Raw genomic sequence first — 24,651 nt, forward strand, 5'->3', positions numbered from 1 at the left:
GTCGATGGTACGGCGCCGTACCGGTGCGTAGGAAAGCCCGTCAGCGGTCGTCTGCGTCACGTCCCCGTGACCGCTCCGCCGGGAACACGGCACGGTCGCGGTGGCCGTTCTGCCGCTCCTCCAGCTCCTTGACGACGTCCTGGAGCTCGGAGCGGATCCAGTCGCGGGTGGCGACCTCGCCGAGGCCGATGCGCAGCGCGGCGACCTCGCGGGTCAGGTACTCGGTGTCGGCGATGCTCCGCTCGCTCTGCCTGCGGTCCTGTTCGAGGTTGACCCGGTCACGGTCGTCCTGCCGGTTCTGCGCGAGCAGGATCAGCGGGGCCGCGTACGAGGCCTGCAGGGACAGCACGAGCGTCAGGAAGATGAACGGGTACTCGTCCCACCGCAGGTCACGCGGCATGAGGGTGTTCCAGGCGACCCACACGACGATGACGACCGTCATCCAGACCAGGAACCGCCCGGTGCCGATGAAGCGGGCGACCCGCTCCGACAGCCGTCCGAAGGCCTCCGGGTCCCACTCGGGCAGGACCTTGCGGCGCGGCGGCCGCGGCTGGTCGAGGCGGAGGGCGCGGGGCCGGCCGGCGGCCGTGGCTCCCGCCGGGGTGCGCTCTCGAGCCGCCGTCTCACGCTCAGGAGTCATGGGAAGCCACCTCCTCCGCCTCGTCCTCCTGGTTCAGGTGGTACTCAGTCTCCCGCCAGTCCTCGGGCAGCATGTGGTCCAGTACGTCGTCCACCGTCACCGCGCCGAGCAGCGAGCCGCCCTCGTCGACCACGGGCGCCGCGACCATGTCGTACGTGGCGAAGAACCCCGCGATGGTGGGCAGATCCGCCTCGGGGTCGAGCGGCTGCAGGTCGCTGTCGAGCACCGAGCTGACCAGGGAGTACGGCGGCTCCCGCAGCAGGCGCTGGAAGTGGACCGTGCCGAGGTACTTGCCGGTCGGGGTCTCGTCGGGTGGTCGGCAGACGTAGACCTGGGCGGCCAGGGCGGGGGAGAGGTCGGCGTTGCGGACGCGGGCCAGGGCGTCGGCGACCGTCGCGTCCGGGCGGAGCACCACCGGTTCCGTCGTCATCAGCCCGCCGGCCGTGTGCTCCTCGTACTGCATCAGGCGCCGCATGTCGGCCGCGTCGCCGGGCTGCATCAGGCTCAGCAGCCGCTCCTTGTCCTCCTCCGGGAGCTCGCCGAGCAGGTCGGCCGCGTCGTCGGGGTCCATGGCCTCCAGGACGTCGGCGGCCCGCTCCTCCTTCAGCTTGCCGAGGATCTCGATCTGGTCGTCCTCCGGCAGCTCCTCCAGGACATCGGCCAGCCGGTCGTCGTCGAGGGCGGCGGCGACCTCGGCGCGGCGCTTGGCGGACAGGTGGTGCAGCACGTTGGCCAGGTCGGCGGGGCGCAGCTGCTCGAAGGTGGCGAGCAGGGTCTCGGCGCCCTGGCCCTGCTCCTCCAGGGAGAAGCCGGTGACGGCGGACCACTCCACGGTGAGCGTCTCGCCCCTGGTGCGCCGGAAGGCGCCGCCCTTGCGTCCCTTCCGGACGAACACCCGGTCGATCTCCCAGTCCCGGCGGGCCGGCAGCTGATGCACCGACAGGTCGAGGACGGTGACCTCCTCGCCGGTCTCGACGAGCTTCACGCGCCGGTCGAGGAGTTCGCCGAAGACGAGGCGTTCGGTGGGCCGCTGCTCGAAGCGCCGGACGTTGAGCACGCCGGTGGTGATGACCTGGCCGGACTGGACGGCCGTCACCCGGGTCATGGGCAGGAAGATGCGGCGGCGGGTGGCGAGTTCGACGACCAGGCCGAGCAGCCTCGGTGGCCGCCCGCCGACGCGGAGCATGACGACCAGATCGCGCACGCGGCCCACCTGGTCGCCGGTCGGGTCGAAGACGGCGACACCGGACAGATGCGAGACGAAGATCCGGGGGGCGCCCGCTGCCATGGCTGTGGTTCCTTTTCGTGCGGGGTTCGTGCTGCGTTCCGTGGTGAGGTTCTTATTCCGAATTGCCCGCCAGGTGGGGTTCAGGCTAGCCCGTCCCGATCGGATCCGCGCTGGTGGGCGGTCCGGTCGGACTGGCTCCGCCGGGTGCCCACGGCCCCGGTACGCTGCGGTACGCCGATCCGGACCTGTCAGAAAGGCAGCTTCACCTGTGACTGTGATTCCCCAGGGCCGCACCCGCCGGGCCGCGCTGGTGAGCGCGATGTGCGCGCTGGTCGTGACGGGCATGGGGCTGACGGGGTGCAGTGAGGACCCGGACGCGGGCACCAACGGTGTCGGCAAGCTGCCCCCGGACAAGATCCAGAGCCGTACCCGTTCCGCCGCCCGGGCGGCCGACGCGGTGCATCTGTCCGGAACCGTGGCCACCAGCGGGCGTACGTACAGCCTCGACATGCGCCTGAAGTCCGCCGGCGCCACCGGGTCGGTCACCACCAAAGGGCTGTCCTTCCAGCTGCTACGCATCGGTGAGCAGCTCTTCCTCAAGGCCGACGCGAGTTTCTGGAGCCAGAACGGAGGGGACGCCGACGCCGCCGCCGACAAGCTCGGCGGCAAGTACGTGAAGGTGCCGCAGGGCGACCCCTCGTACAAGAAGTTCATCGGGTTCACGCACAAGGACGTCCTCCTCGACGGTCTGCTGACACTGCACGGCGCACTGGCCAAGGACGGCCATCACGAGCAGGCGGGCGTCCGCATCATCCGCATCACCGGTGACAAGGGCTCCGGCGGCACGCTGGACGTCTCCCTGGACGGCAAGCCGTACCCGCTGCGCCTGGTGCGGGCGGGCAGCGCGGGCACGCTCCGCTTCTCGGACTGGGGCAAGGACTTCGCCCTGGAGAAGCCGGCGAAGGACGAGACGCTGGACTACGGCAAGCAGCTGCCGACGTCCTGACCGGGCGGCTACTTCCGTTTGCGCCTCTTCAGCAGCAGCCGGGGGAGTGCCTCCGGGATCGCCTGCCGGGTCGTCGCCGGGGTCGGCAGCGGCGCCTCGGCCAGCGAGCCGTCGGGCAGCGGCGCGGTCGCGCCCGTCGGCACCAGGCGGAGCACCCGGCACTCGCGGGCCCAGCGCTCCGGCATGGCCTCGCCGTCGGGGGCGTTGAGACGCTTGCCCTTGAGCTCGGCGACCGTGGCCTCCCACTGCTCGGACCCGGGCGCCGGCTCCACGACCTTCGCCGTCCAGGAGACCAGCCGGCCTCCCTTGTCCTTGCTGCGGACCGTGACCTCGGCCTCGGCGCCGTCGGTCAGCCCCGGCAGCGGCTGCTCGCCCGGCCCGTCACCGACCACGCACGCCGCACCCTCGTGCCACACGTGCCACAGCGCACGCGCCGGCACCCCGGGTCCCTTGACCCAGATCAGCCCGGACTTCTTGGTGGCCTCCTCGACGAGGGCCCGGTCGAGCAGCTCGCTTGTCATGCGCCCAGCCTATCCAGGCGCCCTCACAGCCAGCCGTTGCGCTTAAGCGTGCGGTGGATGCCCAGACAGATGGCCACCGTGATGCTCATGATCACCGGGTAGCCGTACCTCCAGTGCAGCTCGGGCATGTGCTCGAAGTTCATGCCGTACACCCCGCACACCATCGTCGGTACGGCGATGATCGCGGCCCACGAGGTGATCTTCCGCATGTCCTCGTTCTGCGCGACGGACGCCTGCGCGAGGTTGGCCTGGAGGATGGAGTTCAGCAGTTCGTCGAAGCCGATGACCTGCTCCTGCACCCGGGCCAGGTGGTCGGCGACGTCCCGGAAGTACTTCTGGATGTCCGGGTCGATCAGCCGCATCGGGCGCTCGCTGAGCAGCTGCATGGGGCGCAGCAGCGGCGACACCGCCCGCTTGAACTCCAGGACCTCACGCTTGAGTTGGTAGATCCGGCCGGCGTCCGTGCCGCGCGGCGTGCCCTTGCGGCCCGGCGAGAACACCTCCGTCTCCACCTCGTCGATGTCGTCCTGCATGGCGTCGGCCACCGCGAGGTAGCCGTCGACGACGTGGTCGGCGATGGCGTGCAGCACGGCCGACGGGCCCTTGGCGAGCAGCTCGGGGTCGTCCTGCAGCCGGTGGCGCAGGCCCCGCAGCGAGCCCTGACCGCCGTGCCGGACGGTGATGAAGAAGTCCCGGCCGGTGAAGCACATGACCTCTCCGGTCTCGACGACCTCACTGTTGGCGTCGAGCTGCTCGTGCTCGACGTAGTGGATCGTCTTGAAGACGGTGAAGAGGGAGTCGTCGTAGCGCTCCAGCTTGGGCCGCTGGTGGGCCTGGATCGCGTCCTCCACGGCCAGCGGGTGCAGCCCGAACTCCCGGGCGATACCGGCGAATTCGGCCTCCGTCGGCTCGTGCAGACCGATCCACACGAAGCCTCCGTCGCGGCGCACCAGGCGCATCGCCTCGTGCGGGGTCAGCGGCGCGTCGGTCGTCAGGCGCCGGCCGTCCCGGTAGACGGCGCAGTCGACGACGGCGGAGGCGGTCGCGGGGTCGCGGGTGGCGTCGTACACGCCGCCGTCCTTGCGCAGTGAGACGCGGGACGGGCGGACCACGGCACGCAGGTCGCGGATCATCGACATGGCAGGCTCCTTCGCAGGCGGGCAACGAAAGGCGCCGACGACGGGTGGAACTACCCGGAATGGGGACGTCCTGACTGCGGATGTTTGGCGCGTCCACAAAGCGGGGAGCACCGCACCGTCGCGGTGGCGAACTTCGCTACTGATTCAGCTGCCGATGCGCGTCAGCGCGTACGGCAGGCCAGACAGATCAGGCAAAACGAGACGAAGTGCTCTTCCGTAAGAAGGCGCGAGTGCGAGAGGTGGCAGCCAGCAGAGCCAGAGCAGCTACATCAGCGGGCGGAAGAGCGCGTGGTACTGCACGGTCGACTTCGATCCATGACAGCCCCACCTCCTCCGGCCGGTCCCTCGTGAGGGACGTTCCATACCCCTGTAGGGGTTCCCCGTAGGGAGAGATTTCATCGCGTCGCGTCGGGGCCTGATGGCGACGTTTCTACGTGCTGCCCCGAAACCACCGGCTCAGAGTACCAGTCGCCCGTTGTGTCAAGGCGCCCCTTTGCCCGCTACTGACGAGTTCTATGCTCGCCACATGGCAGATGTTCTTCCTCTGGTCGAGGCCCGGTTGCGTACCGCGCTGGGCGAACCGGACGCACGCGCCGCGGTCACCTTCCTCGGCACGGACCGTATCGAGGTGCTCCGCTTCCACGAGGGCGACATCGTGCGCTACGCCACCCTCGGCATGTCCGCGCAGCCCATGGCGGACCCCACCGCGGTGCTCGCCGACCCGGTCAAGGGGCCCCGGGCCGAACTGGTCCTCTCTGTGCGGACCGGCCTCGCCGACACCGACAAGGTGCTCCGGCCGCTGGCCGTGCTCGCCGCTTCCCCGCAGGTCGAGGGCGTGGTCGTGGCCCCCGGCGCCTCCCTCGACGTCGGCGAACCCCTGTGGCCCGGCGCCCCGTTCACCTCGGTCCTGGTCGCCGAGCCGGGCGGCCTGGTCGAGGACCTGGAACTGGACGCGCCCCTGGACCCCGTACGGTTCCTTCCCCTGCTGCCCATGACCCCGAACGAGGCCGCCTGGAAGCGGGTGCACGGCGCCCAGGCACTCCAGGAGCGGTGGCTCACGCAGGGGACGGACCTACGGGACCCCGCCCGCAGGTCCGTCCCGCTGGACTGACCCGAAGTGACCGATCTCACCAACGTGTGGCCGGAATCCGTCAGTTGGCGAAGACGGCGACGCCGTCCTCCGTCGCGTGCCGGGGTGCCGGCTCCTCGGCCTCGTCGGTGAGGGCCTTGCGCCGTACGGCGACGACCGTCGCACCCGCCACCGCCGTGACCGCCGCGACCACGAACGGAATGCGGACGTCGGTCCACTCCTCGATCTTCGGGGCGCAATACGGCGCGGCCGCCGCCGCGAACCACCGCACGAAGTTGTAGCCCGCGCTCGCCACGGGGCGCGGCGCGTCCGAGACGCCGAGGGCCAGCTCGGTGTAGACGGTGTTGTTCACGCCGATGAAGGCGCCGGACAGGATCGTGCAGACGACGGCCGTGGCGTGGTCGCCGTAGCCGAGGACGAGCACGTCCGCCGCCAGCAGCACCAGTGAGCCGCCGAGCACCTTCAGCGAGCCGAACCGCTTCTGCAGGCGCGGCGCCACGATCACCGAGAAGACGGCGAGCAGCACGCCCCAGGCGAAGAACACGGCACCGGACCTGTACGGGCTCATGTTCAGCACGAACGGCGTGAAGGCCAGCACGGTGAAGAACGTGTAGTTGTAGAAGAACGCCGAGACCGCCGCGGAGGCGAGTCCGCCGTGGCCGAGCGCCTTCACCGGGTCCAGCAGCGAGGTCTTCCGCGCGGGCTTCGGCTGCTCCTTCAGGAACGCCGTGATGCACAGGAAGCCGACCGCCATCAGGAACGCCGTCCCGAAGAACGGATAGCGCCAGCTGGCGTCCCCGAGCAGCGCGCCCAGCAGCGGGCCGCACGCCATACCGAGGCCGAGGGCGGACTCGTAGAGCAGGATGGCCGCGGCGCTGCCGCCCGCCGCCGCGCCGACGATGACCGCGAGGGCCGTCGAGACGAACAGCGCGTTGCCGAGGCCCCATCCGGCCCGGTAGCCGACGAGTTGGGCGACCGAGCCGGACGTGCCCGCGAGGCCCGCGAAGACCACGACGAGCGCCAGGCCGAGCAGCAGGGTCCTGCGCCCGCCGATCCGGCTGGAGACGAAGCCGGTCACCAGCATCGCGACGGCGGTGATGAGGAAGTACGAGGTGAAGAGCAGGGAGACCTGGCTGGCCGTGGCGTTCAGGCCCTGGGCGATGGACGGCAGGATCGGGTCGACGAGTCCGATGCCCATGAAGGCGACGACGGACGCGCCGGCGGTCGCCCACACGGCCTTCGGCTGCCGCAGGATGCCGCCGGCTCCCGTGTCGAGGGTGTCCATGCTTTCTCCCATCCCGACAAGAAGATGATTGGTGCATGCACACAATAAGTTAGAGTAGCTAATTAATGCAAACTACATCTATCTTCCCGGATGGGCGGTTCCGTCCGGATGGGTGATCGTCCTTGACGTGGCGGCGCGGGGGTAGGACCGTGGGGCCCTATGAGGGGCGAACCCAGTTGCCCGAAGTGTGGTGGCCGGGTCAGGGCTCCCGGTCTCTTCGCCGATTCCTGGCAGTGTGACGTGCACGGAGCCGTGTATCCGCTGCAGCCCGTGATCCCGCCCAGCGTCGATGCGCTCACTGCCGTGGTGCGTCGCACGCAGGTGCCGGTGTGGATGCCCTGGCCGCTCCCGGTGGGCTGGTTGTTCACGGGCGTGACCTGCGCGGGGGACGACCGCAGCGGTGGCCGCGCCACCGCGGTGGCCTGCTCGGGGCCCGGCCCCCTCGGCGGCATCGGCGAACTGATCCTGGTGGCCGAGGAACTCGGCGTCGGCCTCGGCGCGCGGTACGCGGGTATCGACGCCCCGGACCCGGGGCCGTACATGAACGTCGAGAAGCCGCCCCAGGCCAAGGTCCTGGCCGCCGGACGCCCCACCCCGCTCTGGCATGTCGCCGGCACCCCGGACGACCGCGCGGTCTTCGCGGGCGAGGCGCTCGGCATGTGGCTGTGGGCCGTGGTCTGGCCCGAACAGTCGGGGCTGCTGATGTACGACGAGCTGGTGCTGGCGGATCTGCGAGAGGCGGGGGCCGAGGTGGAGCTCGTGCCGTGCGGCGCGCTTTCGCCGCGCTTGCTCGAACCGTAGTCCGCGGACCGTGCGGGGTCCGCGTGCGGCGGCGCGCGTGGAACCCATATGTAGGGGGCACACAGCAGCTGCGGGTGTGACAGGGTGCGGAAAAATACGGTTATCCTTGAGCGTCCCTTCCGTCCCGTCACCGCCTGGAGTCCGCGTCGTGCGCATCGATCTGCACACTCACTCCACCGCTTCCGACGGTACGGACACCCCGGCCGAGCTGGTCCGTAACGCCGCCGCGGCCGGGCTGGACGTCGTCGCGCTGACCGACCACGACACCACTCGCGGGCACGCCGAGGCCGTCGCCGCGCTGCCCGAGGGGCTCACGCTGGTCACCGGCGCGGAGCTCTCCTGCCGTATCGACGGCATCAGCATGCACATGCTGGCCTACCTCTTCGACCCCGAGGAGCCGGCGCTGCTCGCCGAGCGTGAGCTGGTGCGGGACGACCGGGTGCCGCGGGCCAAGGGGATGATCGCCAAGCTCAACGAGCTGGGCGTGCCGGTGACCTGGGAACAGGTGTCCCGGATCGCCGGTGACGGGTCCGTCGGACGGCCGCATGTCGCCTCCGCGCTGGTCGAGCTGGGTGTCGTACCCACCGTGAGCGACGCGTTCACGCAGGACTGGCTCGCCGACGGCGGCCGGGCCTTCGTGGAGAAGCACGAGACCGACCCCTTCGAGGCGATCCGGCTGATCAAAAGCGCGGGCGGAGTCGCGGTGTTCGCACACCCGGGCGCCGCCAAGCGGGGCCGTACGGTGCCGGAGTCGGCGATCGCCGAGATGGCCGCCGCCGGGCTGGACGGCGTCGAGGTCGACCACATGGACCACGACGCGGACACGCGGGCACGGCTGCGCGGGCTCGCGAAGGAGCTCGGGCTGCTGGTGACGGGGTCCAGCGACTACCACGGCAGCCGGAAGACGGTGGCCCTCGGCGAGTACACGACGGACCCCGAGGTGTACGGGGAGATCACACGGCGGGCGTTCGGGGCGTTCCCCGTGCCGGGGGCCGGCGGGGTCTGAGGCCCCTCGTCCACAGGTCCGTTCCCCGTACCGGCGCTGCCGGCTGTGCCCAGCGGTCGAGGCTCGATGCCGTCCACCGCGACGCGCCTCGCCTCCGATCGCGTTCGTTCCCGTCACCCCGCAAGGCCCCACCATGTTCGACCTCGCCGTCTTCGGCTCCCTCTTCCTCACCCTCTTCGTCATCATGGATCCCCCTGGGATCACCCCGATCTTCCTCGCCCTGACCGCCGGACGGCCCGGCAAGGTGCAGAAGCGGATGGCCTTTCAGGCCGTCTGTGTGGCCGGCGGCGTCATCGCCGTCTTCGGGCTGCTGGGGCATCAGATCCTCGACTACCTGCACGTGTCCGTGCCGGCGCTGATGATCGCGGGCGGGCTGCTGCTGTTGCTGATCGCGCTCGACCTGCTCACCGGCAAGACCGACGAGCCGAAGCAGACCAAGGACGTCAACGTCGCGCTCGTACCGCTGGGCATGCCGCTGCTGGCCGGGCCGGGGGCGATCGTGTCGGTCATCCTCGCCGTGCAGAAGGCCCACGGCGTCGCCGCACAGGTGTCGGTATGGGCGGCGATCCTCGCCATCCATGTCGTGCTGTGGCTGGTGATGCGGTACTCGCTGCTGATCATCCGGGTCATCAAGGACGGCGGAGTGGTCCTGGTGACCCGGCTGGCGGGCATGATGCTCTCCGCGATCGCCGTGCAGCAGATCATCAACGGGGTCACCCAGGTGATCCGGGGGAGCTGAGCACGGAGCCGATCTCCCTCGCCACCCCCGCGTGCCCGAGGTACTCGTCGATCTTGTGGGCGCGATCGCGGCCGTTGGCGACGGCCAGCTGGCTGAGCTTGCCCCAGCGCTCGTCCTCCAGCGGACAGCCGATGGCCACCGCGTCGGTGGGGCACCAGACGTTGACCCACTGGCGCAGCCTGCCGGGCCGGTGCGGACCGCCCGCCAGGAGCCGCCCGTTGACGGAGTCCAGGCCCAGCGGGCTGCCCGCGGTGACGAGCAGCGTCAGGTCGAGACCGTCCGGGAGCCGGGTGAGCAGGTCCATGCCGACGACGGTGCCCAGGCTGTGCGTGACCAGCACCAGTTCGCCGGCGGTGGGCATGGTCTCAAGGACGCTGTCCAGCACCGCGTCGCGCACGCCCCGGTCGCCGAGGTACAGGTCGACGTCCCGGAGGAAGGTGGCGATGGTCCACTCGTCGACGTCGGTCCTGGCGGCCAGCCAGCTCAACGGCCGTTGCAGGGCGCCCACCAGCCCCGCCCCGAATCCCTCCGTGGTCTCCGGCCCGTCCTGGGGCATGCCCGCCCGGGTGGCCGCCTCATGGAGCATCTGCTCGTAGGAGCCGGTGGGCGACTCCCGGGCGAACACCTGCGCCGCCGCCGCTGCGGCGGGGCCGGCCGCGCCGAGGCCGACCGCCCCGCTCACGCTCTCCCTCCCGCTCACCAGGGCGTCCAACCGGTCGCCGTAGAACGGGAACCAGACGTCCGCCGGGTCGAGGGGGACCATCGCCGCGAGGGTCAGCCCCCGGTTGAGGCCTGCCGTCCACGCCCGGCGCAGGTCGTCGGGAACCTGTCCCTGCTGGTCCCTGCCGTGCAGGAACACCAAGTGCCGCCGGCCGCCGAAGGCGGTGCTCCGCGCGCGGCTGCCGTGCCGCATGGCCTCGGCGGCGGTCGCCTCGCCGATGCCGCCCGGTGGCGGCACTGTCACAGCCGTCGCGGTGCGCTCGGGGGGCTCGGCGACGGGCCGTAGCGGTGACGGCGAGGGCCGGACCGGAGCGGCGGCCAGGCCCGAGTCCGGCCCCATCTCGGCCAGCAGCGCACGCCGCCCGGCATCGAGGTCCAGCCGCGCGAGGTGCGCCAGGATCGAGCTGATGCGGACGCCCTCGTTGGCGACCCAGTCGATCGCGTCGTCGCCGTCGCCTCGGTCCCACGGCCGGCCGTCCTTGCGCAGCACGCGCCCCTGGTCGTCCTTCTTCGGCACGCCGCTGTGGTGCAGGGCCACGACCTCCCACTGGTCGTTGAAGACCGGTGAGCCCGAGTTGCCGGGTCTGGTGTCGGTCTTGTAGTGGACGAAGTCGTCGAGCCGCACGAGCACGGCGTTGTCGCGCAGCGCGATCTCCTTCAGGCGCCCGTCCGGATGGCCGATGATGTTCACCTTCTCCCCGAGCACCACCTTGCCGAGCTGAACGCTGAGCCGGTTCCAGCCGAAGATCTCCCCCGGCAGGCGGCCGTCGGGGCTGGGCGCGACCGCGACCAGGGCGAAGTCCAGGCGTCTGTCCGCCGCGAAGAAGGTGTCGGGGTCGAACTCCAGCCGGACGACCGTGTCGGGGACGTTGTCGGCCGTGACCTGCGCGTTGAACTCCGCGAAGCAGTGGCGGGCGAAGTCCCCGTCGGGCAGGACGTGGTGGTTGGTCATCAGGAGCCGCGGCGAGACCAGGAAGCCGGTGCCGTGCGGGAGCTCCCGGCCCTCGCGGCGCAGGGTGATCCGGGCGACGGTGGCCCCGGCCCGGACCCCGCGCGGCAGGAAGCTCCAGGCCTGCAGTTCGTTGGACAGGTCGATGATGCGCTCGTTGGCGTCGGGCAGGTCCATGGCCTCGGCATGGATGCCGGCCACCACGGCCGAGGGCGACAGCCCGCCCCGGTCGAGGATCCGGTCGGCGCGCACGGCGAGCGCCTCCGGGTCGTCCGGGAAGCGCACCCCCGCCGCCAGCCGGCCCTCGACCTGCTCGCGCTGCGCGGCGGAGTCCCGGTACCGCCGCGCGGCCTCCGCCGTGGCCTGCTCCTGCAACTCCTCGTTCGACCGACCCGTCACGGGCATGGCACCCACCGTCCTGTTCTCGCTCCCGCTGTGTTCCTCAGCCAGTACTCGTCGGCGCGACCGGCACCGCAAGCCGAAGGGGTCCAACCGGTCCCACGGGGCCTCCCCGGGAGCGACAACAGCGGAGCCCCCGCTCGGCACCGATGCCGGCGGGGGCTCCGAAGTGTGTGAAAAGTCCGCGGTTACGAGGCCGAGGTCCCGGCCGGGCGGATCCACAGCCGCTGTCCGATGGCGGCTGCCTGCTGAACGATACGGTTGACGGAGGCGGCGTCCACGACGGTGGTGTCCACGGGCGTGCCGTCGACGTCGTCGAGTCGCAAGATTTCGAAGCGCATGGGCTTCTCCCTTCGTCTGGTCATCCTCCTGAGGAGAACTACTGGCGGATGGCCCACGGGGCGCAGTGCCCCGTGTTCCGTATGTAGTCAACGAGCTTCGTGTTACAAACATTCCCTACGCTAAAGAAATTTTTCGAACATCTAATTACTGACCGGTAAGGCGGTTGGTGCAGGACTGACCGGGACCGGTTGTGTTCGCAGCGTGACCGCCGGGACAATGGACGTGATGAACGACGACCTCGCGGCCCTCCGCGCCCGCATCGACCGCACCAACGAGCTGCTGCAGCGCATGCTCGCCGAGGTGGCGAAGACGCCCTCGACCCATGCGATCTTCGTCGACGCGGGGTATCTGTACGCGGCCACGGGACGCCTGGTCGCCGGGACCGAGGACCGCCGGGCCTTCGACCTGGACGCCGAGGGGCTGATCGAGGCACTCATCGACAAGGCCCGCACGATCTTCGCGGACAGCCGGCTGCTGCGGGTCTACTGGTACGACGGTGCGCGGCGCCGGATCCACACGGCGGAGCAGCAGTCCATCGCGGAACTGCCGGATGTCAAGGTCCGCCTGGGCAACCTCAACGCCAACAACCAGCAGAAGGGCGTCGACTCCCTGATCAGGACCGACCTGGAGTCCCTCGCCCGGCACCGCGCCATCAGCGACGCCGCCCTGCTCGGCGGCGACGAGGACCTGGTGTCGGCGGTCGAGGCGGCGCAGGGCTACGGCGCCCGCGTCCACCTGTGGGGCATCGAGGCGCCCGAGGGCCGCAACCAGGCGGAGCCCCTGCTCTGGGAGGTCGACTCCCAGCGCACCTTCGACCTCGACTTCTTCAAGCCGTACGTCTCCCGGCGCACGGCCCCCGCGTACGAGGCGGCGAGTGCGGGCCGGCCGACCCGCGAGGACGTCCGCTTCGTGGGCGCGCAGATCGCGGCGAAATGGCTGGCGGCGCGGGGCAGGGAATCGCTGGTGGAACTTCTGCCCGGACACCCCTATCTCCCCGGCTCGGTCGACCAGGACCTGCTGGTGGAGGCCGAGGGCCTGCTGCAGTACTCACTGCGCGGCCAGGCCGACCTGCGGCGGGCCTTGCGGGACGGCTTCTGGGAGCATCTGCAGACGCAGTACTAGGCCCTGTCGTTTGGATCAGGCCGGCCGTGAGGTGCGGTGCGCCTAGGCGGCTTCGCCGAGGATGCCGTCCCAGAAGTCGGCGAGGGCTTCGGCGGTCGGCAGGGGCTGGTCGGCGGCCGGGGAGTGTTCGGCGCCGACGATGACGGTCCGGTGCGCGCGCAGCCGTACGGCCATGTCGTCCAGGACCGGCACCGGCCAGGTGTCGTCGCGTTCCCCCGACAGCACGTGGAACGGCAGCGGCACGGCGGCGAGTTCGGCGACGCGGTCCGGCTCGGTGCACAACTGGCGTCCCGTGGCGAGGAGCTGCGCGGGCTTGGTGGCCAGCCAGCGGCGGCGCAGCTGCTCCTGGCCGCCGATGCCGCGGGCGGGGCCGCCGACCTCCTCGGGCGGGCCCATGGCCTCGATGGCCGCCCAGACCTCGGCCATGGTCATCACCGTGAGCGCATCCCGCAGGATCTTCACGCGCTGCTGCTGCGAGACGGAGATCTCGGCCGGGCCGGACGCGATGAGGGTGAGCGAGGCGAAGGGGGAGTGGTCGAGGAGGACGGCGGCCCGGGCGATCTGTCCGCCGAGGGAGTGCCCGACGAGGTGCACGGGCGCGCCGAGCGCCTCGGCCTGCGCGAGCACGTCCCGTGCCAGTTCCCTCTGCGCGTAGGCGGATTCGTCGTCCTGCGGCCCGTCGGACTCGTGCTGCCCACGCCCGTCCACGGCGACGGTACGGTACCCGCGCGCCGCGAGCGGTTCGTGCAGCAGCGTGAAGTCCTCCTTGCTCCCGGTGAACCCCGGGAGCATCAGCACGACCCCCTTCGGCTCCACCCCGTCGGCCACGGACGTGTCGACGACGGCGAACTCACCACGCGCGGTACGGAGTGGGTACGCGCGCGCGTGGGGTGGCGGGGTGAAGGTGACGTGCCTGCTCACGGGGTGAGGGTATCGGGTGGGGTGGGGGTGTGTGGTGGGGCGGAGGAGTGCGGTGGGGCTTTTTGTTCCGCCGTTGCCGGTGCCGTTGCCGTTGCGGCCGCGGCTGCCTCGGAGCAGGGCCGGGAACGCCGACGGCCCGGCCCCCGTGGTGGGGGACCGGGCCGTCGGCAGGAGATCAGCCCTCCGTGGGCTCGGCAGCCGCCGTGGCCTTACGGGTCCGGCGCCGCGGCGCGGCCTCCGGCTCCTGCGTGGCCTGCGCCGGGATGTCGGCGGAGGCGGTGGGTTCGGCGGCCTTGCGGGTCCGGCGGCGCGGCTTGGCGTCCGTCCCGTCGACGGCCTCCGCGGGGGCGGCGGTCTTCCGGGTGCGGCGCGGCTTGGCCTCCGTGGCCTCCGGCTCCTCCGCGGGGGCGGCGGTCTTCCGGGTGCGGCGGGGCTTGGTCTCCGTGGCCTCGGGCTCCTGCGCGGCGGCAGTGGCCTTGCGGGTGCGGCGGGGCTTGGCCTCCGTGCCCTCGGCCGTGTCGACGGCGGCTTCCGCCGCGGCGGCCGTCTTCCGCGTGCGCCGCGGCTTCGCCTCGGCTGCGGCCTCCGGCTCCTGAGCCGTCTGCGCCGGGATGTCGGCGGAGGCGGTGGGTTCGGCGGCCTTGCGGGTCCGGCGGCGCGGCTTGGCGTCCGTGCCTTCGGCGGTGTCGACGGCGGCCTCCGCCGTGGCGGTGGCCTTGCGGGTGCGGCGCGGCTTGGCCTCCGTGGCCTCCGGCTCGTCCGCGGGGGCGGCGGTCTTCCGGGTGCGGCGGGGCTTGGTCTCCGTGGCCTCGGGCTCCTGCGCGGCGGCGGTGGCCTTGCGGGTGCGGCGGGGCTTGGTCTCCGTGCCCTCGGCCGTGTCGACGGCGGCTTCCGCCGCGGCGGCCGTCTTCCGCGTGCGGCGCGGCTTGGCGTCGGCGGCCTCGGCCGCGTCAGCCGCAGCCGGCGCCTCGTCCGTGGCCGTCGCCTTGCGGGTGCGGCGCGGCTTGGCGTCAGTGCCCTCGGCGCTGTCGACGGCGGTCTCCGCCGCGGCCGTCGCCTTGCGGGTGCGTCGGCGCGGGTTCGCCGGGGCCTCGGCGGCCTCGGGGGTCGTGCCCTCGGCCGTGTCGACGGCGGCCTGTGCGGCCTCCGGCGCCGGGGAGGCCGTCACCGGCTGCTCCGCCGCCTTGCGGGTGCGTCGGCGCGGCTTCGCCGGGGCCTCGGTGGCCTCCGGGGTCGTGCCTTCCGCCGTGTCGACGGCGATCTGCGCGGCCTCCGGGGTGTCGCCGGCCGCCGTCGCCGGCCGCTCCGCCGGCGCCCCGCCGCGCGTACGGCGGCGGCGCGGCTCGGCCGGGGCCTCGGTGGCCTGCGGAGCCGTACCCTCCGCCGTGTCGACGGCGGTCTCAGGTGCCGTGGTGTCGATGGCCGTGGCCGTCGCCGGCTGCTGGGCCGGCGCTCCGCCGCGGGTGCGGCGACGGCGGCGCAGGGTGCGGGGAGCCTCGGCGGTCTCCTCGCCGGTCACGGCCTCCACGGCCGTCCCGGAGGGCTGCGCGTCCAGCGGAGCCCCACCGCGCGTACGGCGGCGGCGACGCGGCGTACGGGCCGGACGCTCGCGGTCGGCGGAGCGGGCCTCGCCCCGACCGTCCCGGCCGCGCCCGCGGCCCCGGCCGCCCGGCTCGCCCAGGTCCTCGAGCTCCTCGGCGTCCAGCCCGGCGCGCGTGCGCTCCGAACGCGGCAGGACGCCCTTCGTGCCCTCGGGGATGCCCAGGTCGGCGAACAGGTGCGGGGACGTGGAGTACGTCTCCGGCGGGTCGCTGAAGTCGAGCTCCAGCGCCTTGTTGATCAGCTGCCAGCGCGGAATGTCGTCCCAGTCGACCAGCGTGATCGCCGTACCCTTCGCACCCGCGCGGCCGGTACGGCCGATGCGGTGCAGGTACGTCTTCTCGTCCTCCGGCGACTGGTAGTTGACGACGTGCGTCACGCCCTCGACGTCGATGCCGCGGGCGGCGACGTCGGTGCAGACGAGGACGTCCACCTTGCCGTTGCGGAAGGCACGCAGCGCCTGCTCACGGGCGCCCTGGCCGAGGTCGCCGTGGACCGCGCCGGAGGCGAAGCCGCGCTGCTTCAGCTGGTCGGCCAGGTCGGCCGCCGTGCGCTTGGTGCGGCAGAAGACCATGGCCAGTCCGCGGCCCTCGGCCTGCAGTATCCGCGCGACCATCTCGGGCTTGTCCATGTTGTGCGCGCGGTAGACGAACTGCTTGATGTTCGCGACCGTCACGCCCTCGTCGTCCGGCGCGGTGGCACGGATGTGCGTCGGCTGCGACATGTAGCGCCGGGCCAGCCCGATGACCGCGCCCGGCATGGTCGCCGAGAACAGCATCGTCTGGCGCCTGGCCGGAAGCATGTCGATGATCTTCTCGACATCGGGCAGGAAGCCCAGGTCGAGCATCTCGTCGGCCTCGTCGAGGACCAGGCACTTGACGTGCTTCAGGTTCAGCTTCTTCTGCCCGGCGAGGTCGAGCAGCCGGCCCGGGGTGCCGACGACCACGTCGACGCCCTTCTTCAGGGCCTCGACCTGGGGCTCGTAGGCCCGGCCGCCGTAGATCGCGGTCACCCGCACATTGCGCACCTTGCCCGCGGTCAGCAGGTCGTTGGTGACCTGCGTGCACAGCTCGCGCGTGGGGACGACGACAAGCGCCTGCGGGGCGTCCGTGAGGTCCTCGGGCCTGGCGCGCCCGGCCTCCACGTCGACGGGGACGGTGACGCGCTCCAGGAGCGGAAGGCCGAAGCCCAGCGTCTTGCCGGTGCCGGTCTTGGCCTGGCCGATGACGTCCGTGCCCGAGAGGGCCACGGGCAGCGTCATCTCCTGGATGGGGAAGGGAGTGGTGATGCCGACGGCTTCCAGGGCCTCGGCGGTCTCGGGGAGGATCCCGAGTTCTCGAAACGTCGTAGTCAGGGTTACTGCCTCTTCTGTGTGCGCGGCGCGAGGCGAGCGCGGGGGTCGTGTACGGACCGTGCCGGGGACGTCGGCTGCCTTACGGGCGGTGCCGTAGGGCACGGGACCACTGCCGACGCTCTAGCGCTCGTACCGCTGAGGGGTCCCCCCGATCGTCGTACGCATAGTGCGCCGTACGGTCATGGAGGGCTGTCGGGTCGGAGCCGATCGGGCCACCGACCGGGCATCCTCATACGTGTGGCCTGTCGAATACGTCGGAGTATTCAGCAGGCGCATTACCACCATACCCCGGAATCGCGCACACGCGATGGCCGATTTGGTCACGTAGTCGTCGTCACACTGGATGACCAGGACCTTCCTCGGCCCGGCGAGCGGACTATTGTGCGCTGCATGACGAGCTCTGACAAGCCTGACCACCCCGCAGACGCCCCCGCCGAACACACCTCGGTCGCCGCCCTGGACTGGGCGACGGCCTCCGCCGACCCGCAGTACCGCGCCGCGGTCGTGGATCTGCTCGGTGCGCTCGCCTACGGGGAGCTGGCGGCGTTCGAGCGGCTCGCGGAGGACGCCAAGCTGGCACCCACGCTGGAGGACAAGGCGGAGCTGGCGAAGATGGCGTCGGCCGAGTTCCACCACTTCGAGAGGCTGCGCGACCGGCTCGCCGAGATCGGCGAGGAGCCCACCTTCGCGATGGAGCCGTTCGTCGCGGCCTACGACGGCTTCCACAAGCAGACGGCTCCCTCGGACTGGCTGGAGGGGCTCGTCAAGGCGTACGTCGGCGACTCGATCGCCAGCGACTTCTACCGCGAGGTCGCCGCCCGGCTCGACTCCGACACCCGCTCCCTGGTCCTCGCCGTGCTCGACGACACCGGGCACGGCGGCTTCGCCGTGGAGAAGGTGCGCGCGGCGATCGACGCCGACCCGCGCGTGGGCGGCCGGCTGGCGCTGTGGGCGCGGCGGCTGATGGGCGAGGCCCTGTCGCAGTCCCAGCGGGTGGTCGCCGACCGGGACGCACTGTCGACGATGCTCGTGGGCGGCGTCGCGGACGGCTTCGACCTCGCCGAGGTCGGCAAGATGTTCTCCCGGATCACCGAGGCGCACACCAAGCGGATGGCTGCGCTGGGGCTGGCCGCCTGACGCCGGTCACCGGCGCCTGAGCAGACGCACGGGGTTCCGCCGCCGGCGGCCGGTCAGGCGGTCGCCGACCGGCGGCGGAGTCTTCCCGAGGGGCGCAGCAGCAGCGACAGCGAGGCCGCCGAGACGGTCGCCGCGCCGATGAGGATCAGCAGGAGGTTGCCGGCGTCCAGCGCGCTGTGCGTGACGAAGGCGCCGAAGAGGGCTCCGGCGACACCCGTCGGCAGGACGAGGGCGCGGGCCGGGAGGCGGTGCGACAGGCGATGGGTGGCGGCCCATGCCAGGGCGAGGCCGAGGATGGCGGAGCTGAGCGCTTCCAAGAGCATGTCGGGGTCCCTCCCACATGGCCGGCCTGCCCACAACGGTCGTAGCCCGTCTTACCCCTGACCTGCGGAATGCAATCATCACCTGTGGGCGACCTGTGCTCCATCTGTGGAGGAAGACCCCCGGTCGGCACTGACAGCGGAGGGGCCCGGCGGTGCGGTACACCGCCGGGCCCCTCCGCTGTGGGTGCTGTGCTCGCCTACAGCGCGCCGAAGCCCACCTTGCGCGGGGCCGGCTCGCCGATCTCGACGTACGCGAGGCGGTCCGCCGGGACCAGGACCTTGCGGCCGTGCTCGTCCACAAGGCTGAGCAGCTGCGACTTCCCGGCCAGTGCCTCGGCCACCACGCGCTCGACCTCCTCGGGGCTCTGACCGCTCTCCAGAACGATCTCGCGGGGCGCGTGCTGCACGCCGATCTTGACCTCCACGGCTATGTCCCTCCGACGGTCAGTGAAGTGCGCGACCTTCCGCGCCGTACCCCGCACACATTAGCCCGGTGAGGGGACGGACACGCTCCGCCCGTGAACGCCACGAGCGAACAACGGCCGGGAACAACGAGCCCGTCAGTGGTGCTGCTGCTCGCTGCCGTGCAGCGGGAAGCCCGCGATGCCCCGCCACGCCAGCGACGTCAGCAGCTGCACCGCCTGGTCGCGCGGCACGCTGCGGTCGCTGTGCAGCCAGGAACGGGCCACCACCTGGGCGAGGCCGCCGAGGCCCGAGGCCAGCAGCATCGACTCGGCACGCGAGAGGCCGGTGTCCTCGGCGATGACGTCGCAGATCGCCTCGGCGCACTCGTTGGTGACCTTGTCGACGCGCTCGCGCACGGCCGGCTCGTTCGTCAGGTCCGACTCGAAGACCAGGCGGAAGGCGCCGCCGTCGTCCTCGACGTACGCGAAGTAGGCGTCCATCGTCGCCCGGACGCGCTGCTTGTTGTCGGTCGTCGACGCAAGCGCGTTCCGTACGGCCTGGATCAGGGACTCGCAGTGCTGGTCCAGCAGCGCGAGGTAGAGGTCCAGCTTGCCCGGGAAGTGCTGGTAGAGCACCGGCTTGCTGACGCCGGCGCGCTCGGCGATGTCGTCCATCGCGGCCGAGTGGTAGCCCTGGGCCACGAAGACCTCCTGGGCGGCGCCCAGCAGCTGGTTCCGTCGGGCACGACGCGGCAGGCGCGTGCCCCGCGGGCGTACCGCCTCTGTCTGCTCGATGGCTGTCACGCCGCCTCCCAAAGTCGTCCATGTGCGGTGTGGGCCGCGCCGCCATCGTACTTTTCGGTAACCGTGGTGTGCGCGGTGAGAGCGCAGAATTTCACGGACCGGACGGTGACGAAAGACGCGCAGAAGGTTTCAAACAGGTTCAGAGCGGGCAAAAATCGGCCCCTTTCCCGTTCCCGTGACACCCTGGACGGCCAGGTGTCACCGGTAGTCGTCCTCGTCGAGGGAGACGATGCGAGCCTGTTCGGCGAGGTCGGCCTCGTTGGCGCGGTCCGGGTCCACGCCGGTCAGCGGGTCGTCCCGGTCCGGCGTGATGTCCGCGTGCTGCTCGGCCGCGTCGACCTCGGGGGCCTCGACGCCGAACTCCTGGGCTTCCTGGACCGCCTCGTCCGCGAAGGTCTCGGGGTCGGTGGGGTCTACGGCCATGCTGGGCTCCCTTCCTACGAACGTCCCTGAAAGATGCAGGGGCCACACGCGGGTGCCCTTTCTACGAGCCTAGGAGACACCCGATCCGGACGCTATGCGATCTGCTGCCGTTCCGTGACGGAGAGCAGTACCCATGGCAGTGCCCACAGACCTGCGGGTGTACCTGTGGTTGTGACGGCGAACACATGAACCGCTGTGTGATCGTCTCGTAACATTGCCGCATGTCTTCGACCGAGCTGCCGTCCGTGCCGCCCGCCAATGTTCTTCCCAAGGTGGCCGCCGTCAGGGTCGCGGAGGGCGAGCGGCTCAGGTCGGTCCGACTGCCGGGGATCACGCTGACGGTGCGGTCGAGGCCACCGGCGCGCGAGGGACTGCCGCCCGCGCTGTACGTCCATGGACTCGGCGGTTCCTCGCAGAACTGGTCGGCGATGATGCCGTACCTGGACGATGTCGTCGACAGTGAAGCCATCGACCTGCCGGGTTTCGGGGACTCCCCGCCGCCGGACGACGGCAACTACTCGATCACCGCGCACGCGCGCGCGGTGATCCGCTATCTCGACGCGGCCGAGCGCGGTCCCGTGCACCTGTTCGGCAACTCGCTCGGCGGCGCGGTCGCCACGCGCGTCGCCGCGGCGCGGCCCGACCTCGTGCGTACCCTCACGCTCGTGTCACCAGCGCTGCCGGAGATCCGCGTCCAGCGCACCGCCGTGCCCACCGGGCTGCTGGCGGTGCCCGGAGTGGCGTCGCTCTTCACCCGCCTCACCAGGGAGTGGACGGCGGAGCAGCGGGTCCGCGGGGTCCTGGCGCTGTGCTACGGCGATCCCGGACGGGTGACGCCGGAAGGGTTCCGCCACGCCGTGGAGGAGATGGAGCGGCGGCTGCAGCTGCCGTACTTCTGGGACGCGATGGCGCGCTCCGCGCGCGGGCTCGTCAACGCCTACACGGTGGGCGGCCAGCACGCGCTGTGGCGGCAGGCCGAACGCGTCCTCGCGCCGACGCTGCTCGTCTACGGCGGCCGGGACCAGCTCGTCGGCTACCGCATGGCGCAGAAGGCGGCCCGTTCCTTCCGTGACTCCCGTCTGCTGACCCTGCCGGACGCGGGGCATGTGGCGATGATGGAGTATCCGGAGACGCTGGCTGCGGCCTTTCGCGAACTGCTGCGGGACGTGGGCGAGTCGGGGTCCGGAGCGGGCAGGCCGGCCGCGGGTACCCGTGAGACTGCCGCCCGTGCGGACGCGACCGGCGACGGCGCGGCCGCCGGCGAGAGCACGGGAGGCTGAGGCGCGACGTGGGACGCCACAGCCGACGCGGACCGGCCCCCAAGGGTGCCGCCGCGGACACCAGCACAGCACCGGACGACCGGCCGACGCCGGACGCGGCGCGCGGCTTCGTACCCGGTACGGCGGTTCCCGGCGCGGGGCAGGGCGGTTGGCCGCCGCGCCTGCCTGACGGGACGCCCGCGCACGGGGTGCCCCGTGCTTTTGACGGTACGCCGGCCCGCGGTGTGCCGCGTTCGCCCGACGGCACACCTGCCCACGGCACCCCCCAGGTCCGTGGCGGCCACCCCGAGCAGCGTGAACCCGGCGGTGGCTGGGGCGAGATGCGAGCGCGCACCGAGTTCGGTCACGGTGCGTCGGCGGGGCCCGGTGTGCCCATACCGCGGCAGCGGCAGGCGCCTGTGGCGGGACCGCGGCAGGAGTACCTCGACGCGTTCGGCGAGGCCGACGACGTCTTCAGGCCCCGTGCCGCGGGCACCCTTCGCGCCTCCGGCGCCCCGGTCGATCCGTACGCCACCGCCACCCGCCGGGACCCGGACGCCGAGACCGCGCACGGCGCCGAGGAGCCACCGCCCACCGGCCGACCCGCACAGGCCAAGGGCGGCAAGGGGCGGGCCTTCACCGGCATCGCGGCCGCCGCCGTCACCACCGTGCTGGCCGTCATCGTGGCCGGCCAGGTCACCGACGTGCAGGACGAGGGCGACGCGCGGTCGCAGTCCGCCGCCGACCAGGCCCGTGACGTCCGCGACTCCGCTTCCCGTACGGACCGGCGGCCGACGCCCTCCACGCCCGCAGGCGTGGCGACGCTGACGTACGAGCAGAAGATGGGCGAGAAGTACCCGCTCAGCGCCGAGCTCAAGGGCTCGGGCAGGTTCGACGCGGTCCCCGGTATCGACCAGGCGCCCGGGGCGGGGCAGAAGTTCACCTACCGCGTGGACATCGAGCAGGGCCTCGGCCTCGACGGCGAGCTCTTCGCGCAGGCCGTGCAGAAGACGCTCAACGACGATCGCAGCTGGGCCCACAACGGCGCCCGCACCTTCGAGCGCGTCTACTCCGGCAAGCCCGACTTCGTCATCACGCTGGCCAGCCCCGGCACGACCGCCGTCTGGTGCGCCAAGTCCGGCCTGGACACCACCGTGGACAACGTGTCCTGCGACTCCGCCGCCACCGAGCGCGTGATGATCAACGCCTACCGGTGGGCACAGGGCTCCAAGACGTACGGTGACAAGATCCACGCCTACCGGCAGATGCTGATCAACCACGAGGTCGGCCACCGCCTGGGCCACTCGCACGTGACCTGCGACAAGGACGGCGATCTGGCGCCGGTCATGCAGCAGCAGACCAAGTTCCTGGACCACGACGGGATCCACTGCCGGGCCAACCCCTGGCCGTATCCGGGAAGTTGACGGGTGACTCCTACGTCACATTGACATGCGCAGGAAGTTCATTCATATTTCTGCGCATGTCGTCCCTTCACGCCGCCTCCCGCGCCGCCATCGAGCTGGCGCTCTTCGGCGTGACCCCGCTCTGCGTGGCCGACATTCACTGTCGCTGACGTCCGCCCCCGGGCGCGCGTCGCGAACCTTGCTTCTTCCGTGACCGAGTCACGGCTCTTTCGACGACCCGGCGCCGGGGCAGACGTCTGTTCACTTTCGTCTCACCCTTCGTCAATCCATCTCACCATTCGAGAGGTCGTCTCCGATGCGTCAACCGTCCGTACACAGCGCCCGCGTGGCGACTGCCCTGCTGAGCCTGGTCGTGGCAGCGGGCGCCGCCGCCTGCGGGCCGAAGGACAACGATGCCAAGGGCGCCGGTGGCGACTCCACGCCCCACAAGGGCGGCACGCTCACGGTCCTGAACTCCCAGCCCCAGCAGGACTTCGACCCCGCCCGCCTGTACACCTCCGGCGGCGGCAAGGTCCCGTCCCTGGTCTTCCGTACGCTGACCACGCGCAACCGCGAGAACGGCGCCGCCGGCGCCAAGGTCGTGCCGGACCTCGCCACCGACACCGGGCGGCCCAGCAAGGACGCGACCGTGTGGACGTACACCCTGAAGAAGGGACTGAAGTACGAGGACGGCACGCCGATCACCTCGGCCGACATCAAGTACGGCATCGAGCGTTCCTTCGCGCCCGAACTCTCCGGCGGCGCGCCCTACTTGAGGGACTGGCTGGTCGGGGGCGCCGACTACCAGGGCCCCTACAAGGACAAGAAGGGCCTGGCGTCGATCGAGACGCCGGACGACCAGACCATCGTCTTCCGCCTCAACAAGCCCGAGGGCGAGTTCCCCTACCTCGCCACGCAGACGCAGTTCGCGCCCGTGCCGAAGGACAAGGACACCGGCACCAAGTACGAGGAGCACCCGATCTCCTCGGGGCCGTACAAGGTGGTCAGGAACGAGAACGACGGTGAGCGGCTCGTTCTGGAGCGCAACACGTACTGGTCCGCCTCCACGGACGCCGAGCGCAAGGCGTACCCGGACAAGATCGACGTACGGTCCGGGCTGGACTCCTCCGTGATCAACCAGCGGCTGGCCGCGTCCCAGGGTGCGGACGCCGCCGCCGTCACCACGGACACCAACCTCGGCCCGGCCGAACTGGCCAAGGTCACCGGCGACAAGAACCTTGCGTCCCGCGTCGGCACCGGACACTTCGGCTACACCGACTACATCGCGTTCAACCCGAAGGTGAAGCCGTTCGACAACATCAAGGTGCGGCAGGCGATCTCGTACGCCATCGACCGGTCGTCCGTGGTCAACGCGGCCGGCGGCTCCTCGCTGGCTCAGGCCGCGACGACCTTCCTGCCGGACCAGAAGTCCTTCGGCCACACGCCGTACGACCTCTTCCCGGCGGGCAGGTCCGGCAACCCGGCGAAGGCGAGGCAGCTGCTGAAGGAGGCCGGGTACGGCAGCGGGCTCACCGTGACCCTGACCCACTCCAACGCCAAGGACTTCGAGACCAGCCCCGAGATCGCGACCGCCGTCCAGGACGCGCTCAAGAAGGCCGGAATCACCGTCAGGTTGCAGGGTCTGGAGGAGAACGACTACTCCGACAGGATCCACGACGTGAAGACCGAACCCGGCTTCTTCCTCGCCCACTGGGGCGCCGACTGGCCCTCGGGCGGCCCCTTCCTCGCCCCGATCTTCGACGGCCGGCAGATCGTGAAGGACGGCGCGAACTTCAACACCGGCTTCCTCAACGACAAGTCCGTCAATGCCGAGATTGACTCGATCAACAAGTTGACGGATCTTGACGAGGCCGCCAAGCGGTGGGGTGCACTGGACAAGAAGATCGCCGAGAAGGCACTGACCGTTCCGCTGTTCCACCCGGTCTACAAGCGGCTGTACGGCAAGGACGTCCGCAACATCGTGATCAGCGACTGGGACGGCGTCCTGGACCCCTCGCAGGTCGCGGTGAAGTGACG

At 71.3% G+C, this 24,651-nt stretch carries 24 protein-coding genes; 11 read left to right on the plus strand and 13 right to left on the minus strand.

The window, feature by feature from the left end:
• Window positions 1-40: 40 nt before the first annotated feature.
• Complete coding sequence (locus NW895_RS11065; protein WP_289935236.1) at window positions 41-640, minus strand: DUF1003 domain-containing protein; 600 nt, start codon at window positions 638-640, stop codon at window positions 41-43.
• Window positions 630-1,928 (minus strand): CBS domain-containing protein, encoded by a 1,299-nt coding sequence (locus tag NW895_RS11070; RefSeq protein WP_289935237.1) that lies wholly within the window; start codon window positions 1,926-1,928, stop codon window positions 630-632. The genes NW895_RS11065 and NW895_RS11070 overlap by 11 nt, the downstream gene beginning before the upstream one ends.
• 208 nt (window positions 1,929-2,136) lie before the next feature.
• On the opposite strand from NW895_RS11070, the gene NW895_RS11075 reads away from it, so the two are divergent.
• Window positions 2,137-2,874, plus strand: coding sequence for a hypothetical protein (locus NW895_RS11075; protein WP_289935238.1), 738 nt, complete (start codon window positions 2,137-2,139; stop codon window positions 2,872-2,874).
• A gap of 8 nt (window positions 2,875-2,882) precedes the next feature.
• Here the strand turns inward: NW895_RS11075 and NW895_RS11080 are convergent, their stop codons facing one another.
• Window positions 2,883-3,395 carry a hypothetical protein gene (locus NW895_RS11080; RefSeq protein ID WP_289935239.1) on the minus strand — a complete coding sequence of 171 codons (513 nt, stop codon included), beginning with the start codon at window positions 3,393-3,395 and terminating at the stop codon, window positions 2,883-2,885.
• 23 nt (window positions 3,396-3,418) lie between these two features.
• On the minus strand, window positions 3,419-4,534 hold the full coding sequence (locus NW895_RS11085) for a magnesium and cobalt transport protein CorA (RefSeq protein ID WP_289935240.1): 1,116 nt from the start codon (window positions 4,532-4,534) through the stop codon (window positions 3,419-3,421).
• 526 nt (window positions 4,535-5,060) lie between these two features.
• On the opposite strand from NW895_RS11085, the gene NW895_RS11090 reads away from it, so the two are divergent.
• The gene (locus NW895_RS11090; RefSeq protein WP_289935241.1) at window positions 5,061-5,645 is read left to right on the plus strand and encodes a suppressor of fused domain protein; all 585 of its coding nucleotides are present in this window, start codon (window positions 5,061-5,063) and stop codon (window positions 5,643-5,645) included.
• A gap of 40 nt (window positions 5,646-5,685) precedes the next feature.
• Here NW895_RS11090 and NW895_RS11095 read toward each other — a convergent pair whose 3' ends face one another.
• Window positions 5,686-6,909: an MFS transporter gene (locus NW895_RS11095; protein WP_289935242.1), complete on the minus strand. Its 1,224-nt coding sequence runs from the start codon at window positions 6,907-6,909 to the stop codon at window positions 5,686-5,688.
• Window positions 6,910-7,068: 159 nt separating this feature from the next.
• Here NW895_RS11095 and NW895_RS11100 point away from each other — a divergent pair, with 159 nt between their 5' ends.
• The 3 genes from NW895_RS11100 to NW895_RS11110 all read left to right on the plus strand — a co-directional run bounded on the left by NW895_RS11100 (window position 7,069) and on the right by NW895_RS11110 (window position 9,455).
• Window positions 7,069-7,710, plus strand: a complete 642-nt coding sequence (locus NW895_RS11100; protein WP_289935243.1) for a DUF6758 family protein — start codon at window positions 7,069-7,071, stop codon at window positions 7,708-7,710.
• 148 nt (window positions 7,711-7,858) lie between these two features.
• On the plus strand, window positions 7,859-8,716 hold the full coding sequence (locus tag NW895_RS11105; RefSeq protein WP_289935244.1) for a PHP domain-containing protein: 858 nt from the start codon (window positions 7,859-7,861) through the stop codon (window positions 8,714-8,716).
• Window positions 8,717-8,849: 133 nt separating this feature from the next.
• Window positions 8,850-9,455, plus strand: coding sequence for a MarC family protein (locus NW895_RS11110; RefSeq protein WP_289935245.1), 606 nt, complete (start codon window positions 8,850-8,852; stop codon window positions 9,453-9,455).
• Here the strand turns inward: NW895_RS11110 and NW895_RS11115 are convergent.
• Both NW895_RS11115 and NW895_RS11120 read right to left on the minus strand, forming a co-directional pair.
• Window positions 9,430-11,529, minus strand: coding sequence for a serine protease (locus NW895_RS11115; protein WP_289935246.1), 2,100 nt, complete (start codon window positions 11,527-11,529; stop codon window positions 9,430-9,432). The genes NW895_RS11110 and NW895_RS11115 overlap by 26 nt on opposite strands.
• A gap of 182 nt (window positions 11,530-11,711) precedes the next feature.
• The gene (locus NW895_RS11120; protein WP_289935247.1) at window positions 11,712-11,864 is read right to left on the minus strand and encodes a hypothetical protein; all 153 of its coding nucleotides are present in this window, start codon (window positions 11,862-11,864) and stop codon (window positions 11,712-11,714) included.
• A gap of 217 nt (window positions 11,865-12,081) precedes the next feature.
• On the opposite strand from NW895_RS11120, the gene NW895_RS11125 reads away from it, so the two are divergent.
• Window positions 12,082-12,987 carry an NYN domain-containing protein gene (locus NW895_RS11125; protein WP_289935517.1) on the plus strand — a complete coding sequence of 302 codons (906 nt, stop codon included), beginning with the start codon at window positions 12,082-12,084 and terminating at the stop codon, window positions 12,985-12,987.
• Between the two features lie 42 nt (window positions 12,988-13,029).
• Here NW895_RS11125 and NW895_RS11130 read toward each other — a convergent pair whose 3' ends face one another.
• On the minus strand, window positions 13,030-13,908 hold the full coding sequence (locus tag NW895_RS11130) for an alpha/beta hydrolase (RefSeq protein WP_289935248.1): 879 nt from the start codon (window positions 13,906-13,908) through the stop codon (window positions 13,030-13,032).
• A gap of 175 nt (window positions 13,909-14,083) precedes the next feature.
• Window positions 14,084-16,768 carry a DEAD/DEAH box helicase gene (locus NW895_RS11135; RefSeq protein WP_289935518.1) on the minus strand — a complete coding sequence of 895 codons (2,685 nt, stop codon included), beginning with the start codon at window positions 16,766-16,768 and terminating at the stop codon, window positions 14,084-14,086.
• 483 nt (window positions 16,769-17,251) lie between these two features.
• Here NW895_RS11135 and NW895_RS11140 point away from each other — a divergent pair, with 483 nt between their 5' ends.
• A complete protein-coding gene (locus NW895_RS11140) occupies window positions 17,252-17,998 on the plus strand; it encodes a ferritin-like fold-containing protein (RefSeq protein WP_289935249.1) in 747 nt (248 codons plus the stop codon).
• A 53-nt stretch (window positions 17,999-18,051) separates the two neighbouring features.
• Here NW895_RS11140 and NW895_RS11145 read toward each other — a convergent pair whose 3' ends face one another.
• From NW895_RS11145 to NW895_RS11160, 4 genes are all read right to left on the minus strand, one after another.
• Window positions 18,052-18,321: a hypothetical protein gene (locus NW895_RS11145; RefSeq protein ID WP_289935251.1), complete on the minus strand. Its 270-nt coding sequence runs from the start codon at window positions 18,319-18,321 to the stop codon at window positions 18,052-18,054.
• A gap of 197 nt (window positions 18,322-18,518) precedes the next feature.
• A complete protein-coding gene (locus NW895_RS11150) occupies window positions 18,519-18,746 on the minus strand; it encodes a DUF3107 domain-containing protein (RefSeq protein WP_030232462.1) in 228 nt (75 codons plus the stop codon).
• Window positions 18,747-18,881: 135 nt separating this feature from the next.
• Window positions 18,882-19,529 carry a TetR/AcrR family transcriptional regulator gene (locus NW895_RS11155; protein WP_289935252.1) on the minus strand — a complete coding sequence of 216 codons (648 nt, stop codon included), beginning with the start codon at window positions 19,527-19,529 and terminating at the stop codon, window positions 18,882-18,884.
• Window positions 19,530-19,727: 198 nt separating this feature from the next.
• The gene (locus NW895_RS11160; RefSeq protein WP_289935253.1) at window positions 19,728-19,952 is read right to left on the minus strand and encodes a hypothetical protein; all 225 of its coding nucleotides are present in this window, start codon (window positions 19,950-19,952) and stop codon (window positions 19,728-19,730) included.
• A gap of 221 nt (window positions 19,953-20,173) precedes the next feature.
• On the opposite strand from NW895_RS11160, the gene NW895_RS11165 reads away from it, so the two are divergent.
• The 4 genes from NW895_RS11165 (at window position 20,174) to NW895_RS11175 (ending at window position 24,649) form a co-directional block, all read left to right on the plus strand.
• Complete coding sequence (locus NW895_RS11165) at window positions 20,174-21,232, plus strand: alpha/beta hydrolase (RefSeq protein ID WP_289935254.1); 1,059 nt, start codon at window positions 20,174-20,176, stop codon at window positions 21,230-21,232.
• 8 nt (window positions 21,233-21,240) lie between these two features.
• A complete protein-coding gene (locus NW895_RS11170; RefSeq protein ID WP_289935255.1) occupies window positions 21,241-22,635 on the plus strand; it encodes a DUF3152 domain-containing protein in 1,395 nt (464 codons plus the stop codon).
• Between the two features lie 56 nt (window positions 22,636-22,691).
• Window positions 22,692-22,784 carry an Ms4533A family Cys-rich leader peptide gene (locus NW895_RS41175; protein WP_354670084.1) on the plus strand — a complete coding sequence of 31 codons (93 nt, stop codon included), beginning with the start codon at window positions 22,692-22,694 and terminating at the stop codon, window positions 22,782-22,784.
• A 146-nt stretch (window positions 22,785-22,930) separates the two neighbouring features.
• Window positions 22,931-24,649, plus strand: a complete 1,719-nt coding sequence (locus tag NW895_RS11175) for an ABC transporter substrate-binding protein (RefSeq protein WP_289935256.1) — start codon at window positions 22,931-22,933, stop codon at window positions 24,647-24,649.
• Window positions 24,650-24,651 lie beyond the last annotated feature (2 nt).

The organism is Streptomyces sp. S.PNR 29 (assembly GCF_030386795.1).
GTDB lineage: Bacteria > Actinomycetota > Actinomycetes > Streptomycetales > Streptomycetaceae > Streptomyces.